Below are 16,197 nucleotides of genomic sequence, written 5' to 3' on the forward strand. Positions count from 1 at the left end.
CGGTGACCCAGCGGGGAGCTGCGGAGCCCTCAGTCTTCGCGCAGGCCCCAGGGAGAGCCGTAGGCGGTGAGCAGGTCGAGGAAGGGCTTGGGCGCGAAGGCCTCGGGACCGAGCACGCCCCTGCCCGTCCAGGCTCCCGTGGCGACGAGCTCCAGGGCGACCACCGGGTTGACGGCCGTCTGCCAGACCACGGCCTGGGAGCCGTACTCCTTCATGGACCACTCGTTGTCGACGACGTGGTAGAGGTAGACCTCGCGCGGCTTGCCGTCCTTGGTTCCCTTGGCCCACGTGCCCGCGCAGGTCTTCCCGCGCATCCTGTCCCCGAGCTTGGCCGGGTCGGGCAGTCCCGCCGCGACCACGTCACGGGGCGAGACCTGCACCGGTCCGTCGGACGACCGCACCGTCACGGGGTCCGTACGGTCGAGGCCGACCTGGTGCAGGACCTTCAGGGTGTTGATGAAGTCCTCGCCGAGTCCGTACTTGAAGGTGACGCGGTCCGCCTCCACCCAGCGGGGGATCAGCAGCACTTCCTCGTGCTCGACGTTGACGCACTCCACCGGGCCGATGCCCTCGGGGAACTCGAACACCTCCGGCTCGCTGAACGGCGGCGTGGTGAACCAGCCACGGCCCTTCTCGTAGATCACCGGAGGGTTGAGGCATTCCTCGATCGTGGTCCAGATACTGAACGAGGGGGCGAAGTCATAGCCCTCGACGGTGAGGTTGGCCCCGTCGCGCACGCCGACCTCCTCGAGAGTGTCGAAGAGCTCGTCGGCCGCGTAGCGGGCGAAGACATCGGAGAGGCCCGGCTCGACACCCATGCCGACGAGGGCAAGGCGCCCCGACTTCTCCCACTCGTCCGCCAGGGCGAACTGCTCGTCTCCGAGCTTGACCCCGCACTCCTCGTACGGGCGCTCCGGGTGGGGCCGGGACAGGGACATCGCCATGTCCAGGTAGTGGGCACCGGCGGCGAGCGCCGCCCGGTACAGCGGCATGACGAAGCGGGGGTCGGTGGCGTTGACCAGCACGTCACAGCGTTCGTGTTCAAGCAGTGCGGTGACGGCGGACTCGTCCGACGCGTCGACGCGTGCGGCGGCGAAGCGCTCGTCCACCCGGGCGCCCTCCCCCGACGTGGCGAGGGTTTCCACCGCTGCCGTCGCCCGTGACTCGTCGTAGTCGGCGACGACCATTCGCTCGAAGAACTCTCGACGGGCGGCGATCCGGGTGAAGGCCGTCCCCACCCCACCGGCACCGATCAGCAAAACGCGCATAGCCAGGTCCTTTCCCTCAGCCCGAAGTCTGCACGAGGCACTGCCCCGTACCTGGATGAAACGCAGGGGCCGTTGGTACGGTCAATGGCGTTGGCATAAGGATGACCGAGAGTAAGGGGCCGGACGATGCCGAAGAAGGTGGTGCCGGAGCACCTGCGCCGCCGCCGGCGCCCCACCAAGGGCGGCGTGGTGCTCACCGAGCAGTTGATCGTGGACACGGCGCTGCGGATGCTTCGTGAGCACGGCGGTGAGGGTCTCACCGCGCGGCGGCTGGGGGCGGCGCTGGGCGCGGATCCCAGCACCCTCTACCGGTACTTCCGCGGAATGGACGAACTGACCCTGGCGGTCGGTGACGCGCTCATCGGGCGGGCGCTGCGGGGGTGGTCACCGACGCAGGACTGGCAGGCGGATCTGCGGGCGCTCGGACTGCGGATCCACGCCGCGTATCTGGCGCACCCTCAGGCCGCGGTTCTGACGGCGAGCAGGGTCTCGGGCAGGGCGCACGAGATCGCCTCGGACGAGGTCATCCTGGGTGTGCTGCGCCGGGCGGGATTCCCCACGCCCGAAGCGGTGCGCGTCTACCACTGCTTCATCGACCAGACACTGGCCTTCGCCGCCCTGGACGCGGCCGCGCTCGCACTGCCCGAGGCAGCCCGGCGTGCGGACGAGGCCGTGTGGCGGGCGACCTACGCCCGGCTGCCCGCGAGCACGCATCCGCATATCGCGCCCGCGGCGCCCTACCTGGTCGCGGAGATGAACGTCAGCGCGTATCCCGCCGCTCTGGACATGCTGATCGAGAGCGCGGCCGCGCGGCTCGCCGCGCGCTGAGGTGTAGCGGCGCGTCGCGCACAGCGGGGCGGGCTCAGCCGGTGCCGGTGCTCGTGGCCGCGGCTTCCGTGTGCTGCGGGTCGGGCTGGTCCGGGGTCTGCACGTCGGGCTGGTCCGAGGTGGTCGTGGACGCCGCGTTCTTCGCGGAGGCCGGGGTCTTCGTAGCAGCCGGGCTTTGCGTCGCGGCCGGTGTCTGGGTGCCGGCCGGCTTCTCCGGGGTACAGCTGACCTTGTCACGGGGCGTGTAGTGGGTCTCGTAGTCCTCCCGCTTCACCTCACGGCCGTCCTGGACGAAGACACGTCCGACGGAGACGTCGAAGCCTTCGAGCGGGGTCTGGACCTCGCACGTGGGACCGCTGTCCTTGCGGATGGCCGGGGGCTTGATGTGGGTGCGCGGACCCTTGGTCGCGCGTATCTCGTCGTACTTCCTGGTACCGAGGAAGGTGATGGTGACCGAGGTGTCGGTGGACGTGGCCTGGATGTAGAGGGCGCGGCCCGAGTCGTTGCTCCAGCGCAGGTCGAGAGTGCCCCAGGCGACCGTGGCCTCGCGGCCCTCCGGATAGCGCTCGATGTAGAACGAGTGTGCGCCGTGTTCCAGTGGCTTGACGCCGGCGAAGAACATGGCGTTGTACATCGTGGTCGCGACGGCGGAGACACCGCCGCCCGGCGACTTCACGTACCGGCCGTCATTGATCATGATCCCGTCGACGAAGCCGTTCTCCTTGGTCCGCTCGCCCACGGTCCGGTTGAAGCTCCACTCCTTGCCGGGCAGGACGAGCGAGCCGTTGATGCGCTCCACGGCCCGGGCGATGTTGGTGATGCGGTACGGAGCCGCCGGGAAGCGCACGGTGAAGGAGGAGACCTTCTCCGTGATCCCGAGCTGGCGGGCCGATGCCGAGGTCAGCCGCGGCTGGATGGCGCGTGCCGCGATCTCTCCGGTGCGGGCCTTGCCGGAACGGGTGAGCAGGGGCAGAACGGCATCACCGAATGCCTTCTCGGTGACGGGCCGTCCTACCCGGGCCTCCTGAGCCACCACGACGCGGTCGTGGGCGTCCAGGCGGAACTGCGCGTCGCGTGGCCCCTGGGAGGCCTGGCGCAGCGGCTCGGAGACGGCAGGGTCGGTGATGAGGCCGTGCACGTCGAGGGACGGGGTGAGGCTGATGCCCTTGCCGGACCTGCCGGTCGTGCCGCTGCCGGCGGGCTTCATCACCAGGTGCCTGCCGAGCGTGGCGGGGGTGATGGTGATCCGCTGGTCGCCGAGCGTGAGCGTGAGGGGGGCGGACATCGCGGGGCGGGCGATCGCGCGCATCGCCCGCTCCGTCTCGTTCGCTCCGATCCTGGGCTGCGTCCGCTTGACCGGCAGGACGATCTTCTTGACGCCGGTCGCGGGGCGCAGGGAGGCCTCCCGGACGGCGGCGAGCGCCTGGGCCCGGTCCAGCGTGGCTCCGGTGACCGGTGCGGTGGCGCGCGCCGCGCCGTTCTCGAAGCTGATGGCTCCGTCGCGGGCCTGCCGCTCGGCGGTCCCGCCGATGCGGTCGATCGCGGCGCGGGCCTCCTTCTCGTCGATGCGGACGACCGGCTCGATGTCCCGCTCGGGGGATGCGACGAGCCTGCGGATCACGGTGACGGGGTCCGATGCCGGTTCGGCGGCGCGGTCGATGATCGCGGCCGTGTCCAGGGACATTCCGAGTGCGCCGGGGGCCGCCTGCTCCGTGCGGTCACCGATGGTCAGGGCGACGGGCTCGGCGAAGTCCGAGCCGAGTGTGCGGTCAAGGGTGCGCTGGGCGTCAGCTCGGCTCAAGCCCCCGATGTCGATGCCACGCACCCGGGTGCCGTCGGGTATGTCCGCGGCCGCGAGGCCGGCCGCGTAGAGGCCCAGCCCGGTCACGACAACTCCTCCTGCGAGGGGCAGAGCGATCCGCCGGATGCCCGCCTTGCGGAGTGCCTCTCCCATATCTCTCCCTGCGGCACCCGCCGACCGGAGGGGCCCTCTTGGGGCCACCTGAACGACCCAAACCACATGAAACCGAATCTCCATACTTCACCAAAACGGGCGAAACGGATTCCCCTTGTGACTGACGTCACGAGCGCGGTGAGCGATGTCACGAAGGGAGGCGAGGGTGGCTTGACCTGGCACTGGATTCCGCTGAACGCCGTTTGAACGCCGGGCGCCCCTCGAGCCGTATGGGAAGGCGTGGCAGTCTCCGCTGCCGCCGCCCCTGTCCCGGGAGGAATCTCCGAGCATGTTCGTTCGTCGCAGCGCCGTCGCACTGGCCGCGCTCATCGGTAGCGCTTCGACCGTTCTCGTCACCCTCTGCGCGGCACCGGCCGGGGCTCACGGTGCTCCGACGGATCCGGGCAGCCGGGCGGTCGCCTGCGGTCCCCGCGGAGGTCAGTCACAGTCCGCAGCCTGCACTGCGGCGGTCCGCGCGGGCGGGAGCACGGCCTTCGAGAAGTGGGACAACCTGCGTGTGGCCGGTGTCGCGGGCCGTGACCGCCAGATGATCCCCGACGGACAGCTCTGCAGTGCCGGCATCGCGCTGTACAAGGGCCTGGACCTCGCCCGAGGCGACTGGCCCGCCACCGCGCTGAAGGCGGGCGCGCGGTTCAGCCTCACCTATGCGTCGACGATTCCGCACCGTGGCACGTTCCGGGTGTATCTGACCAAGGATGGATACGACCCGGCCACCTCGCTGACCTGGGACGATCTCGACCCGGAGCCGGTCGCCTCGGTCACCGATCCCGAGCTCCGCGATGGCGCGTACCGCATTCGGGGAACGCTGCCGCGAGGACGGGAGGGGCGCCACTTGCTCTACACCGTCTGGCAGAACACCGACACACCCGACACGTACTACTCCTGCTCGGACATCGTTCTCTCCCCCGCCCGTCCGGCAGCCGCCGCGAGTGCGCCGATGTCGCCACCAGCGTCTCCACCCGCATCCCCACCGACTTCCCCGTCGGCATCCCCACCCGCGTCTCCACCCGCGTCTCCACCGGGGAACGTACTGGGGAACGCTCCGGTGGCCGGCCCTGCCCGGGCCGACGCCGCCAGCCCCACGGCCTCTGGCGCCGATGCCGACGGCCTTCCCGTCCCGGTGGTGGCGGGAGTCGCCGCTCTGGCCCTCGCCTCTGTCACGGGCGGCGCCTACGCGCTGCGCAGGCGGCGCTCGGGGTGACGTCAGGGCACCCCGCCCGCCGCAGAGGCAAGCACCCGCTCGATGGTGTCCGCGTCCGCGGCGCTCTTGTCCGGGCGGTGCCGGACCACGCGCGCGAACCGCAGAGCCACACCTGCGGGATAGCGGGTGGAGCGCTGGAGGCCGTCGTAGGCGATCTCGACGACGAGCCCGGGCCGGACGCGTACGGTGAAGCCGTCGTCGGAGACCGCGAGTCCACTCAGCCGGTCCGTCTGCCAGCGCAGCATCGCGTCCGTCAGCCCCTTGAAGGTCTTGCCGAGCATGACGAAGCTGCCATCGGCGGTGCGGGCGCCGAGGTGGAGGTTGGACAAGAGTCCGGTGCGACGGCCGTGCCCCCACTCGACGGCCAGGACGACGAGATCGAGGGTGTGCACGGGCTTCACCTTCAGCCATGAGCGGCCCCGGCGTCCTGCGACATAGGGGGCGTCCAGCGCCTTCACCATGACGCCCTCATGGCCCCGGTCCAGGGTCGCCGCGAGGAAGGCCTCGGCTGCCTGAAGTTGCACCTCCGAGCCAGGGTCCTCCACGACACAGCGACGCACCCGCATGGGCCCGGGCACCAGACGGGCGAGGGCCGCATGGCGCTCACGGCCGGACAGGCCTAGCAGATCTCCGGCGCCGTCCGCGCCACCGCCCTGGATGGCGAGGAGGTCGAAGAAGACGGGCGAGAGCGGCACGGCGGCGGTCGCGGCGGCCACGTCCGCGCGGGAGCCCACGCGCGAGGCGATGTCCTGGAACGGCAGCGGCCTGCCGTCGGGACCGAGGGCGATCACTTCGCCGTCCAGGATGAACCGGTCTCCCGGCAGTGCGGACACGGAGGCGACGACGTCGGGGAGACGTCCGGTGATGTCGTCGAGGGAGCGCGTGTAGACACGGATATCGCCACCGGAGCGGTGCACCTGGATGCGCACTCCGTCCAGCTTCTCCTCCACACCGCACGCCCCCACGGCACGGACCGCGTCGGCGACGGACGAGGCGGTGTGAGCGAGCATCGGCTGTACGGGGTTGCCCACACGCAGCCGGAAGGACGCAAGGACTTCAGGGCCTTCGGCGAGCAGCGCTCCCGCCACCCGGGCAAGCGAGCCCTCTAGCATGACCGCGCGCCGCACATCGGCCGCGGAGGCACCCGCGGCTTTGGCCACACCCTCCAGCGCGATCGCGTCCAGCGCACCTTGGCGTACCTCACCCGTCAGCAAACGGAGCAGAAACTCCTGTTCGGATGCGGTCGCCGCGCCCATCAGCTCCCGGACGAGGCGCTTGCGCTCCGTCTGGGCACCGGCCCCGGAGACCTCGGCGAGTGCGGTGAAGGCGGCGTCGGCCGCTTCGACGGTCAGGGCCGGTTGACCGGAGGGCGGCACCCGGTCCTTGAGCACACTCCAGCCCACGCCCAGCCGCCCTTGCGGCAGCCTGCCCGCGAGATAGGAGATCACCAGGGCCGCTTCCTCCGGCCGCGCGTCGGAGAACAGTGACGCGAGCGAGGCGATCTTGGCGGTGCGGGACGGCTCGGCGGCGATCTGCCGTGACGCCTCCGCGAGACGGGCCAGCAGCATGCCGCCATGGTGCCCGCTCATCCCGGGATCCGCACGCCGCATGGCCGCACATGTCACCCCTGCACGACAGGTTACTCACCGTGGCCATGTCCAGGGGATCCTCCGTCGGGAAACAGGGTCAGCCCCTTCGTTGGCGGCACCCCGGCCCTGGATCTCCGAGGAATTCCCACAGGACGTCTGAACACCTCCCATCCGTCACTCAACTCCCCTAATCTGCGGTCGATTTGCTCCACTCCCGACACACAGCAGGCAGGGGACCATGAGGAAGCTCTCGCGTACGGCTGTGCCCGCGATCGCCGCGGCGCTGACCGGGATCGTGCTCGCGCCGACGGCCCAGCCGGCCGCGGCGCAGAACGCCGCAGCCGGCCCGACGTACTCGTCCACGACCTCGGTCGGCGTCCACAACGCGTATGAGAAGGCGAAGTACCCGTACTTCGCAGACGCTCTCGACTCGGGTGCCGGAATGCTCGAACTGGACGTGTGGACCAATGTGTTCGGCAAGTCCTGGCGTGTCTCACACAGCAACCCCCTCGGAAACGACAACAACTGCGTGAACGCGGCGACCCCGTTCGAGCTGCGGACCAAGTCACGCAACCAGGATCTCGGCGGCTGCCTCTCCGACATCCGAGCCTGGCACAACGCCAACCCCGGCCACCGTCCGGTCGTGCTCAAGATGGAGCTGAAGGACGGTTTCCAGAACAAGTACGGCCGGGGGCCCGCGGCGCTGGACGCCCTGCTGGCGGCGCGGCTCGGAGACGCGCTGTTCCGGCCGGCCGATCTGACGGGCACGCACACCGATCTCGACACCGCCGTGCGCGCCCAGGGCTGGCCCGCCCGCTCGGACATGGCAGGGAAGTTCGTCGTCGAGCTGATCCCGGGAACGGTGGAGCAGGACAACCCCTTCGACACCCTGTGGACCGATCGTGAATATGCCGAGTACCTGCGTGGACTGGCCGCCGCGGGGCGCCTGAGAGAGGCAGCCGCCTTCCCCGCCGTGCTCGGCGCCCAGGCAGGCGACCCACGCAGCCGCTACTCGGACACCTCCATCCGCCCCTGGTTCGTCGTGTTCGACGGCGACGCCTCCACCTTCGCCACCGGGTCGATCGACACCGCCTGGTACGACCGGAACCACTATCTGGTCATCATGACCGGCGCGGCCGGCGTGGCTCCCGCCATCGACGGTACCAACCCCACCGAGGCACAGGCCCGCGACCGGGTGATCCTGCTGGCCGGAAAGCACGCCAGCGTGGTCTCCGCGGACTGGTATCCGCTCCCCTCAGTGCTCAGCACCGTCGTGCCCCGCGGGACAGCGGACACCACCGTCTCCCAGGGGCGCTGAGGCCGTCCCGAAGCTCTCGTGCCGCGACCGGACAGGGCCTGGTCGTCACTCCGCGCCAGTCGGTGACTTCTGGCGCGGCCTCAGCCGCGCGAGGAGTCGCCGGGCCGCCTGCCGCGGCCTGCGTCCACCGTCACCCCGAGACCGTCGCGCGCGGGGATTCGGGTGGCCGCCGATCAGGGGTGTCGCTCCGGGGACCGCGGCCGGCGCATCGTCGGACGGCTCAGGACCCCGCACTCGCTCACCGCCCGGACGAGGAGCCGGACGCCATGCCCGCGCCTCGTCCAACGAGAGGGCCAGGCTCATCCGGTGCCACACGATCTCGTCCGGGTCGTCCGCCAGCACCAGCCCGCTTCTGATGGCGCGGGCGGCGAGCACGTCCGGAGGCCCGTCCGGTGGATCGGGACGAAGCCGCTCCACGTGCGCTCGCTCGTACGGGTCGTCCACCACCTCGGCGACCACGGCCGGGTCGAGCACGGACGCGATCGCCGCCGTACGCGCCCAGGCGTCCGGGGCCTGGCGCAGCAGCATCCCGACGTGCCGTCCCCGCCAGTTGCGGGCGCGCGAGTCCTCCCCGTCGTCGAGACGGGCCCGCAGCGCTGCCGGCAGACGTCCCCTGAGCAGATCCGGGTTGCCCTCCGCGAACTCCCTGACTTCCGTGGCGAGGTAGAGCCAGACCACGGTGTGGTAGCGGTTGAGATAGAACCCGACGGGTGTGAAGTGGCCGGTGCGAGCCAGCTTGGTGAAACGGTCCCGGGTGGTGGAGACAAGCCGACATGCCTCGGCTGCGGCGACTGTGCGGACGCGCTCGCGCAGCGCCCCGGGAAATCCCTCCAGTGCCCGCAGCCGATCGACCTCGTCCAGCGGCACCCGGCCGCTTCCCGAGTCCCTCCCCGGTGTGCAGCGGATGTACCCGAGCCGCACGCCGAGGGCGAGCTCGCGGTGCTTGAGCTTCAGCGCGACGGCCGCCTGCCCGAACGCGAGGGATGTGGTCGTGCCGGTGCCGGTCTCGAACATTTCGAACTCCCCATACTCCCCGTACGTGACGAACACTCACAGTCACGACGGTAGCCCGGAGAGCGCCTTCTCGCTGAGCCTGTGGATAACTCCCGGATGCCAGCGTTCAGAACTCGGAAAGAGTCATCCGGCCGGGCTGGCGTGCGGACACCGCGAGGTGCTCCCCCACCCGGCTCACCATCAGGGTCATCTCATAGGCGACCTGGCCGACGTCGGCCTCGGCCTCACTCAGCACGCACAGGCAACTGCCCTCGCCCGCGGCGGTGACGAAGAGCATCGCGTCATCGAACTCGACCATGGTCTGCCGGGCGTTGCCCGCGCGGAAGTGCCTGCCCGAACCCCGTGCCAGGCTGTGCAGCCCCGACGAGACGGCGGCGAGATGCTCCGCGTCCTCCCGCAGGAGACCGGTGCTCGCCCCCGTGACCAGGCCGTCGCTGGAGAGCACCAGCGCGTGCCGTATGTGGTCGACGCGCTTGGTCAGGTCGTCCAGCAGCCAGTCGAGCCCCTTGTCCAGCGCCATGTCCGGTCCTCCCCGTCCAGGTAACCCCGTGTCCCCGTGCTTCGCGTAAGCCTTACGCACCGTCCCCGTAAGGGCAAGGACTCATCCGGGGCGAAAGGTTCATCCGGGGCGCCACGGACGCCGGGCTGCGACGGCGCACCGGTTGCCGGGGGATTCCCGGTGCCCTCCAGTGGCTCGTCCTCACGAACTCACGGCGTTGAGCAGTCGGGCCGTGTGCATGCGCCCGGCGTACTCCACGAGACGTACGAGCACCTCCTTGCCGGAGTCGCGGTCGCGCGCGTCGCACAACACGACCGGGGTCCCGCGGTCGAGGTCAAGGGCGCGGGAGACCTCGTGTGCTCCGTAAGTACGCGCCCCGGTGAAGCAGTTGACGGCGACGACGAAAGGGATGGCCCGGTGCTCGAAGTAGTCCACGGCGGGGAAGCTGTCCGCCAGCCGCCGCGTGTCGGCGAGCACCACGGCCCCGAGCGCGCCCTGGGCGAGCTCGTCCCACAGGAACCAGAAGCGGTCCTGGCCCGGCGTGCCGAACAGATACAGGGCAAGGCCCGACCGGATGGTGATGCGGCCGAAGTCCATGGCCACGGTCGTCGTGGTCTTCCTGTCGACTCCGCCGGTGTCGTCGACGGCCTGGCCGGCCGCGCTGAGCTGTTCCTCGGTGCGCAGCGGACGTATTTCGCTGACCGCCCCCACCAGGGTCGTCTTGCCGGCCCCGAATCCGCCGGCGACCAGTATTTTCAGCGCGAGAGCGGCGGAATCCCCACCTGTGCCGCCAGAGAGCTCGGAGGCCATGCATCACTTCTCTCGTCGGATGCCGGGCGCCAGATGGAAGCCGCAGGTCAATGCCCGTCTTCGGACAGTGAAGCCAGCAGGGGTCCGACACCAGTACATCTGTTCTGTGTGACGTGAGCAGTATGGCAATCCGGAGGGACCCATCGGGGGTCGCGATCATTTTTTACGCGATGTGATCGTTACTGACCTATTAGCTGCTCTGGTGAATTCACAATTCGCATGGCCGCGACAGATCGTCCGAGGGACCCTGGTTTGGAGGGCCCATGGGCGGGCAGCCGGTTTGTCGCGCCCCTCGCACACCCCTACCCCCTTCACGTGGGAGGCGATTCGTCGTGCAGCGTCAGCCCCAGCCCCCTGGCCAGCCGGAGCCCCGGAGTGCGGTGCCCCGGGTCGTCATCGTGGGAGCCGGATTCGCGGGCCATCGCACCGCCAGGACGCTCTCCCGGATCCTCGCCAGAAAACCGGTGGAGATCGTCCTGCTCAATCCGACGGACTACTTCCTCTATCTTCCGCTCCTTCCCCAGGTGGCAGCGGGAATCCTCGAACCAAGAAGGGTCACGGTGTCACTGGTGCACACCCTCCCGGGGGTGCGACTGGTGCTCGGCGAGGCGACCCATGTCGACGCGGACGGCCGCCGTGTCCTGTACACGGACCCCGAGGGCAGGCAGGGGGAGCTGGCATACGACCGGCTCGTTCTCGCCGTCGGCAGCGTGAACAAACTCCTGCCGGTCCCGGGAGTCAGCTCGTACGCGCACGGCTTCCGGGGCATGCCCGAGGCCCTGTACCTGCGGGACCACATCATCAGGCAGACCGAACTCGCGACGGCCGAGACGGACCCGGACGTCGCCTCGGCACGCAACACGTTCGTGGTGGTCGGCGCGGGCTACACGGGCACCGAGGTCGCCGCCCAGGGCTCGGTGTTCACCGGCGAACTCTGCGCGCAGACCGCCCGGTCACAACGGTCTCGGCTGTCCACGAGGACCAGCGAGGCATCGCGCGGCGCACCGCCCCGATGGCTGCTGCTCGACATCGCGCCCCGCGTTCTGCCGGAGCTCGACCACCGCCTGTCCACGACCGCGGACCGGGTGCTGCGCAAGCGCGGAGTCGAGGTACGCACAGGGACCTCCGTCAAGGAAGCCACCGCGGACGGGGTGCGGCTGGACAGCGGCGAGTTCGTCGCGACCAAGACCCTCATCTGGTGTGTGGGGGTTCGTCCGGATCCTCTCGTCGCCGACATCGGCCTGCCGGTCGAGCGCGGCCGGCTGTGCGTCACACCACGTCTGGACGTACCCCACTACCCGGGGGTCTTCGCCTGCGGAGACGCGGCGGCCGTGCCCGATCTGACCCGGCCCGACTCTCCGGACGCCGGTGACGGCGGATTCCCCCTGACGCCGATGACCGCGCAGCACGCCACGCGGCAGGGCGTCGTCGCGGCCAACAACGTGGCCGCATCTCTGGGCTACGGCGAGGCACGGCCGTACAAGCACCACGACATGGGTTTCGCCGTGGACCTGGGAGGAGCGCAGGCGGCGGCCAATCCGATGGGCATGCCGCTGTCCGGTCCCGCGGCCGGTGCGGTCACCCGCGGCTACCATCTCGCCGCCATGCCGGGCAACCGGGTGCGGGTCGCGGCCGACTGGCTGCTGGACATGGTTCTGGCACGCCAGGGCGTGCAGCTCGGCCTGGTCCGCTCCTGGTCGGTCCCACTGGATTCGGCCTCACCCGAGCTCGCGCGGTTCCCCGGCGCTTCGAAGGAGTGACATGCGGCACCAAGAACTGTACGAACTGGGACAGCAGTTGAGGGTGGACGCGGTAAGGGCCGCGGATGCCGCGGGCTCAGGACACCCCACCTCGTCGATGTCGGCGGCCGACCTCGCCGCCGTGCTCATCGCCCGTCATCTGCGTTACGACTTCGACGACCCCGGCCATCCTGCCAACGACCGGCTCATCCTCTCCAAAGGCCATGCCTCGCCGCTGCTCTACGCCCTGTACAAGGCTGCCGGGGCGATCGACGACGAGGAACTCCTCACGTTCCGACGGCTCGGCAGCCGCCTCGAGGGGCATCCCACCCCGCGTCTGCCCTGGGTCGACGTGGCCACCGGGTCACTCGGCCAGGGGCTGCCGATCGGGGTCGGCATGGCGCTCGCCGGTGCCCGCCTCGACGAGGTCCCGTACCGGGTCTGGGTGCTGTCGGGAGACAGCGAGATGGCGGAGGGGTCGGTCTGGGAGGCCGTCGAGCACGCCGCCTGCGAACGGCTGGACAATCTCACACTGGTCATCGACGTCAACCGGCTCGGCCAGCGGGGACCCACCCGCCACGGCCGTGATCTCGACGCCTACGCACGCCGGCTGCGGGCCTTCGGCTGGCACACGATCGAGATCGACGGGCACGACGTCGAGGCCATCGACAAGGCCTTCACCGAGGCGGCCGGCACCGACGGACGCCCCACGGCGGTCATCGCCGCGACACACAAGGGGCGTGGGGTGGCCGCGGTGGAGGACAAGGAGGGCAAGCACGGCAAGCCGCTTCCGGACGCCGATGCCGCGATCGAGGAACTGGGCGGGCCGCGGTTCATCCGGGTCGAGGTGTCTGCGCCGCCCGCCGCGCCGGGACGCCCGGACCGGCCGGTGCGAACCAGCGCCACGCCGGACCTGCCCTGCTTCGACGTGGGTTCCGACGAGGCCACCCGCACGGCGTACGGCCGCGCACTGGCAGCGCTCGGTGGGGCGCGTGATGACATCGTCGCGCTGGACGCCGAGGTCAGCGACTCGACACGGACGGAGTACTTCAAGAAGGAGCACCCCGACCGCTACTTCGAGTGCTACATCGCCGAACAGCAGCTCATCGCGGCGGCCGTGGGACTGCAAGCACGGGGCTGGGTGCCGTTCGCATCGAGTTTCGCCGCGTTCCTGACCCGCGCGTACGACTTCGTGCGGATGGCGTCCGTGAGCCGGGCCGGAATCAATGTCGTCGGTTCGCACGCGGGAGCGACGATCGGTCAGGACGGCCCTTCCCAGATGGGTCTTGAGGATCTGGCCATGTTCCGCGCCGTGCACGGTTCGACTGTGCTCTACCCCTGCGACGCCAATCAGACGGCTCGTTTGGTGGCGGCGATGGCCGACCTGCGAGGGGTGCGCTATCTGCGTACGACACGCTCCGAAACCCCGGTCGTCTACGGGCCCGGCGAGGAGTTCCCCATCGGGGGCTGCAAGGTGCTGCGCAGCAGCGACGAGGATCGCGCGACGATCGTCGCGGCGGGCACGACCGTTCACCAGGCCCTGTCAGCCGCCCGGACTCTGGCGGCTGACGGGATACCCGTCCGGGTCATCGACCTGTACTCGGTCAAACCCGTGGACGTGGACACCCTCAACGACGCGGCCGCGGCCACGGGATGCCTGCTCACGGTCGAGGACCACCACCCTGAGGGAGGCATCGGCGATGCCGTCGCGGAGGCCTTCGCGGACGGTCGGCCGATGCCCAGGCTGGCTCGACTCGCCGTACGGAACCTGCCCGCGAGCGCCTCGGCCGATGAGCAGGCGCATGCGGCGGGAATCGACGCGGAGTCCATCGCGGCAGCGGTGAAGCTGCTGGTGGAACGAGTCATGGTGCGATGAGCGTGAGCGCGATGAAGGAGTGAGGGAGCCGGTGTCGCCCGTCAGCGGTCGCCGAACTCAACGACCGACGCCGGCACCGGCCGACGCCCTCGTGAACTCCGCCGTGAAAGCCGAGCAGAACGCCTCCAGATCGTCCGGCTTACGGCTGGTGATCAGTGTGCTCGGCCCCTCCCGGCATACCTTCACCTGTTCGTCGACCCAGATGCCGCCCGCATTGCGGATGTCGGTGCACAGGCTGGGCCACGACGTGAGGGTCCTGCCCCGGACGACATCCGCCTCGACGAGGGTCCACGGGGCGTGGCAGATCGCGGCGACCGGTTTGCCCTCGTCGAAGAACGCCCGGACGAACGCCACGGCTCCCGCGTCCATCCGCAGGGCATCGGGGTTGGCGACGCCGCCGGGCAGCACCAGCCCGTCGAAGTCCAGTGCGGAACCACCGGGGACCAGCAGATCCACCGGGAACGTGTCCCCCTTGTCGAGATGATGGAACGCCTGGATACGGCCCGGCTTCGTGGAGAGCAGCAGGGGCGTACCACCGATGCCCGCCACGGCCTGCCAGGGTTCGGTGAGCTCGATCTGCTCGACGCCTTCCGGCGCCATGAGGAAAGCGATGTTCATGGTGTCGGCACTCCTCCACATCCCGCTCGCGATGCCGGCCCGCCTGGTGGTCGGAACAAAGCTGCGGGACGCGGCCTGACGCGTGCCGCGTCGGCAAGGGATCGCAGGGGCGCCGGTTCAGCCTCGTCGTGGGCCTGCTCAGCCGACTCGGCAACTCCCCCGGACGACGCCAGAGGGCACCTGTGCCGGGCCTCGCGACGGGGCGAGCCCTGGCTCACGCGGCACTCGGCACGCACGTACCCGCGTAGCGCACGCTTATGCGTATATGGGCGAAAGCGGCGTCGACTGGGCGGGAGCAGGCGGGCTACGCGGGCCAGTGGGCGGGGCGGTCCAGCCCGCGCGGGAGTCGTGTCGTCGCGTCCCCCTTGGCCTGCCGGAGCTGCGGCTGCGTGAGGAAGATGCTGCCGGTCAGGTCCGCACCACGCAGATCCGCGTCGCGGAGATCGGCGCCGAGGAGGTCAGCTGCGCGCAGGTCGGCGGCGCTGAGGTCGGCGGCGATCAGGCAGGCGCCCCGCAGATCGGCTCCCCGTAGGTCGGCGCCGCCAAGCCGGGCGCCGAAGAGATCGGCCCCACGCCGGTTCTTCTTGCGGCCGGGCCTTGCCTCGGCCCGTACCAGCGCACTCGCGCGCGTCAACTGATCGCCGACCCGGGCGCGGAGCGCCGGAACCTCGACGTCCAGCAGTGCGGCGGGTTCGGTGTGCGTCAGCGCGTCGATGTCGTCGTAAATACGGCTCATATCGGCGTGGAGGGTACGGGCGGCGGGCAGTGCCATGGCTTCGGCGAGGTGGCGGAGCAGCTCGTGGAGCTGGCGCATCACCGGGAAGACCGCGAACATGCGGCGTGCCGTGTCCGGCTCCTCCCGCCAGCTCACCCCGCCGAACGTGACCTGGGAGACCTTCTGACCGGCTCCGAAGCAGTCGTAGACGGTGCAGCCCGCGAATCCTCGAGGCCGCAGCTGCTGGTGGATGCCGCACCGGAAGTCCTCGCCGAGGTGCATGCAGGGCTGTCCTGCGGGTTTGTCGACCGCGAAGTCGGCCGATGCCGAGAACGGCAGAGCGGCGCAGCACAGACCGAAGCAGCTGCCGCAGTCGGCCCGAAGCTCCGGGGTCTGCGCCACGGTGCCCCGTGAGTCGGGTGAGTCGGGTGTCCTGCGTGTGTCAGACACGCCGTGGTACCTCATTCTTCTGCGGTTGCCTTCGACCGGCTGCCCGGTCCACTCGGCCATCTTCGCGGGTCACCGAGGGCACCCGCCACGCGATTGTGGGCCCACTTCCCGGACCATCCTGCATGGCCCGCAGCGGCGCCCCTACCGGTATCCGCGCAGGAAGCTGAGAGCGACCGGACGCATACACACGACGCTCCGCACGCCCAGGGCCTTCGCACCGTGCGGCAGACTCGCCGCGAACCGGCGCTCGGCACGGCTGCCGAGCGGGGGTCCGTCGCACAGCGGCTGTGTGAGCGG

13 protein-coding genes are annotated in these 16,197 nt (G+C 70.3%); 5 read left to right on the forward strand and 8 right to left on the reverse strand.

Annotation, left to right across the window (positions count from 1 at the left end; all coding sequences use genetic code 11):
- Positions 1 to 29 precede the first annotated feature (29 nt).
- Positions 30 to 1,268, reverse strand: coding sequence for a saccharopine dehydrogenase C-terminal domain-containing protein (locus ABZ532_RS20570; RefSeq protein WP_361285363.1), 1,239 nt, complete (start codon positions 1,266 to 1,268; stop codon positions 30 to 32).
- A gap of 126 nt (positions 1,269 to 1,394) precedes the next feature.
- Between ABZ532_RS20570 and ABZ532_RS20575 the strand changes: the two genes are divergently transcribed.
- Positions 1,395 to 2,096 (forward strand): TetR/AcrR family transcriptional regulator, encoded by a 702-nt coding sequence (locus tag ABZ532_RS20575; RefSeq protein WP_361285367.1) that lies wholly within the window; start codon positions 1,395 to 1,397, stop codon positions 2,094 to 2,096.
- 34 nt (positions 2,097 to 2,130) lie between these two features.
- Here ABZ532_RS20575 and ABZ532_RS20580 read toward each other — a convergent pair whose 3' ends face one another.
- Complete coding sequence (locus ABZ532_RS20580) at positions 2,131 to 4,050, reverse strand: VanW family protein (RefSeq protein ID WP_361285370.1); 1,920 nt, start codon at positions 4,048 to 4,050, stop codon at positions 2,131 to 2,133.
- Positions 4,051 to 4,339: 289 nt separating this feature from the next.
- Between ABZ532_RS20580 and ABZ532_RS20585 the strand changes: the two genes are divergently transcribed.
- Positions 4,340 to 5,272: a lytic polysaccharide monooxygenase gene (locus tag ABZ532_RS20585; RefSeq protein ID WP_361285373.1), complete on the forward strand. Its 933-nt coding sequence runs from the start codon at positions 4,340 to 4,342 to the stop codon at positions 5,270 to 5,272.
- A 2-nt stretch (positions 5,273 to 5,274) separates the two neighbouring features.
- Here the strand turns inward: ABZ532_RS20585 and ABZ532_RS20590 are convergent, their stop codons facing one another.
- Positions 5,275 to 6,840: an ATP-dependent DNA ligase gene (locus ABZ532_RS20590; protein WP_361285520.1), complete on the reverse strand. Its 1,566-nt coding sequence runs from the start codon at positions 6,838 to 6,840 to the stop codon at positions 5,275 to 5,277.
- Positions 6,841 to 7,099: 259 nt separating this feature from the next.
- Here ABZ532_RS20590 and ABZ532_RS20595 point away from each other — a divergent pair, with 259 nt between their 5' ends.
- The gene (locus ABZ532_RS20595; protein ID WP_361285376.1) at positions 7,100 to 8,179 is read left to right on the forward strand and encodes a phosphatidylinositol-specific phospholipase C domain-containing protein; all 1,080 of its coding nucleotides are present in this window, start codon (positions 7,100 to 7,102) and stop codon (positions 8,177 to 8,179) included.
- A 45-nt stretch (positions 8,180 to 8,224) separates the two neighbouring features.
- Here ABZ532_RS20595 and ABZ532_RS20600 read toward each other — a convergent pair whose 3' ends face one another.
- The 3 genes from ABZ532_RS20600 to ABZ532_RS20610 form a co-directional block, all read right to left on the reverse strand.
- On the reverse strand, positions 8,225 to 9,193 hold the full coding sequence (locus tag ABZ532_RS20600) for a DUF6397 family protein (RefSeq protein WP_361285379.1): 969 nt from the start codon (positions 9,191 to 9,193) through the stop codon (positions 8,225 to 8,227).
- A 106-nt stretch (positions 9,194 to 9,299) separates the two neighbouring features.
- Complete coding sequence (locus ABZ532_RS20605; protein ID WP_361285382.1) at positions 9,300 to 9,713, reverse strand: roadblock/LC7 domain-containing protein; 414 nt, start codon at positions 9,711 to 9,713, stop codon at positions 9,300 to 9,302.
- 180 nt (positions 9,714 to 9,893) lie between these two features.
- On the reverse strand, positions 9,894 to 10,502 hold the full coding sequence (locus ABZ532_RS20610; protein WP_361285385.1) for an ATP/GTP-binding protein: 609 nt from the start codon (positions 10,500 to 10,502) through the stop codon (positions 9,894 to 9,896).
- A gap of 332 nt (positions 10,503 to 10,834) precedes the next feature.
- Here ABZ532_RS20610 and ABZ532_RS20615 point away from each other — a divergent pair, with 332 nt between their 5' ends.
- Complete coding sequence (locus ABZ532_RS20615) at positions 10,835 to 12,262, forward strand: NAD(P)/FAD-dependent oxidoreductase (RefSeq protein WP_361285388.1); 1,428 nt, start codon at positions 10,835 to 10,837, stop codon at positions 12,260 to 12,262.
- Between the two features lies 1 nt (position 12,263).
- Complete coding sequence (locus tag ABZ532_RS20620) at positions 12,264 to 14,117, forward strand: transketolase (RefSeq protein WP_361285391.1); 1,854 nt, start codon at positions 12,264 to 12,266, stop codon at positions 14,115 to 14,117.
- A 57-nt stretch (positions 14,118 to 14,174) separates the two neighbouring features.
- On the opposite strand, the gene ABZ532_RS20625 is transcribed toward ABZ532_RS20620, so the two are convergent.
- A complete protein-coding gene (locus tag ABZ532_RS20625; protein ID WP_361285394.1) occupies positions 14,175 to 14,735 on the reverse strand; it encodes a type 1 glutamine amidotransferase domain-containing protein in 561 nt (186 codons plus the stop codon).
- A 304-nt stretch (positions 14,736 to 15,039) separates the two neighbouring features.
- On the reverse strand, positions 15,040 to 15,900 hold the full coding sequence (locus ABZ532_RS20630; RefSeq protein WP_361285397.1) for a pentapeptide repeat-containing protein: 861 nt from the start codon (positions 15,898 to 15,900) through the stop codon (positions 15,040 to 15,042).
- Between the last annotated feature and the right edge of the window lie 297 nt (positions 15,901 to 16,197).

Origin of the sequence: Streptomyces sp. NPDC019396 (genome assembly GCF_040632375.1) — a bacterium.
GTDB lineage: Bacteria > Actinomycetota > Actinomycetes > Streptomycetales > Streptomycetaceae > Streptomyces.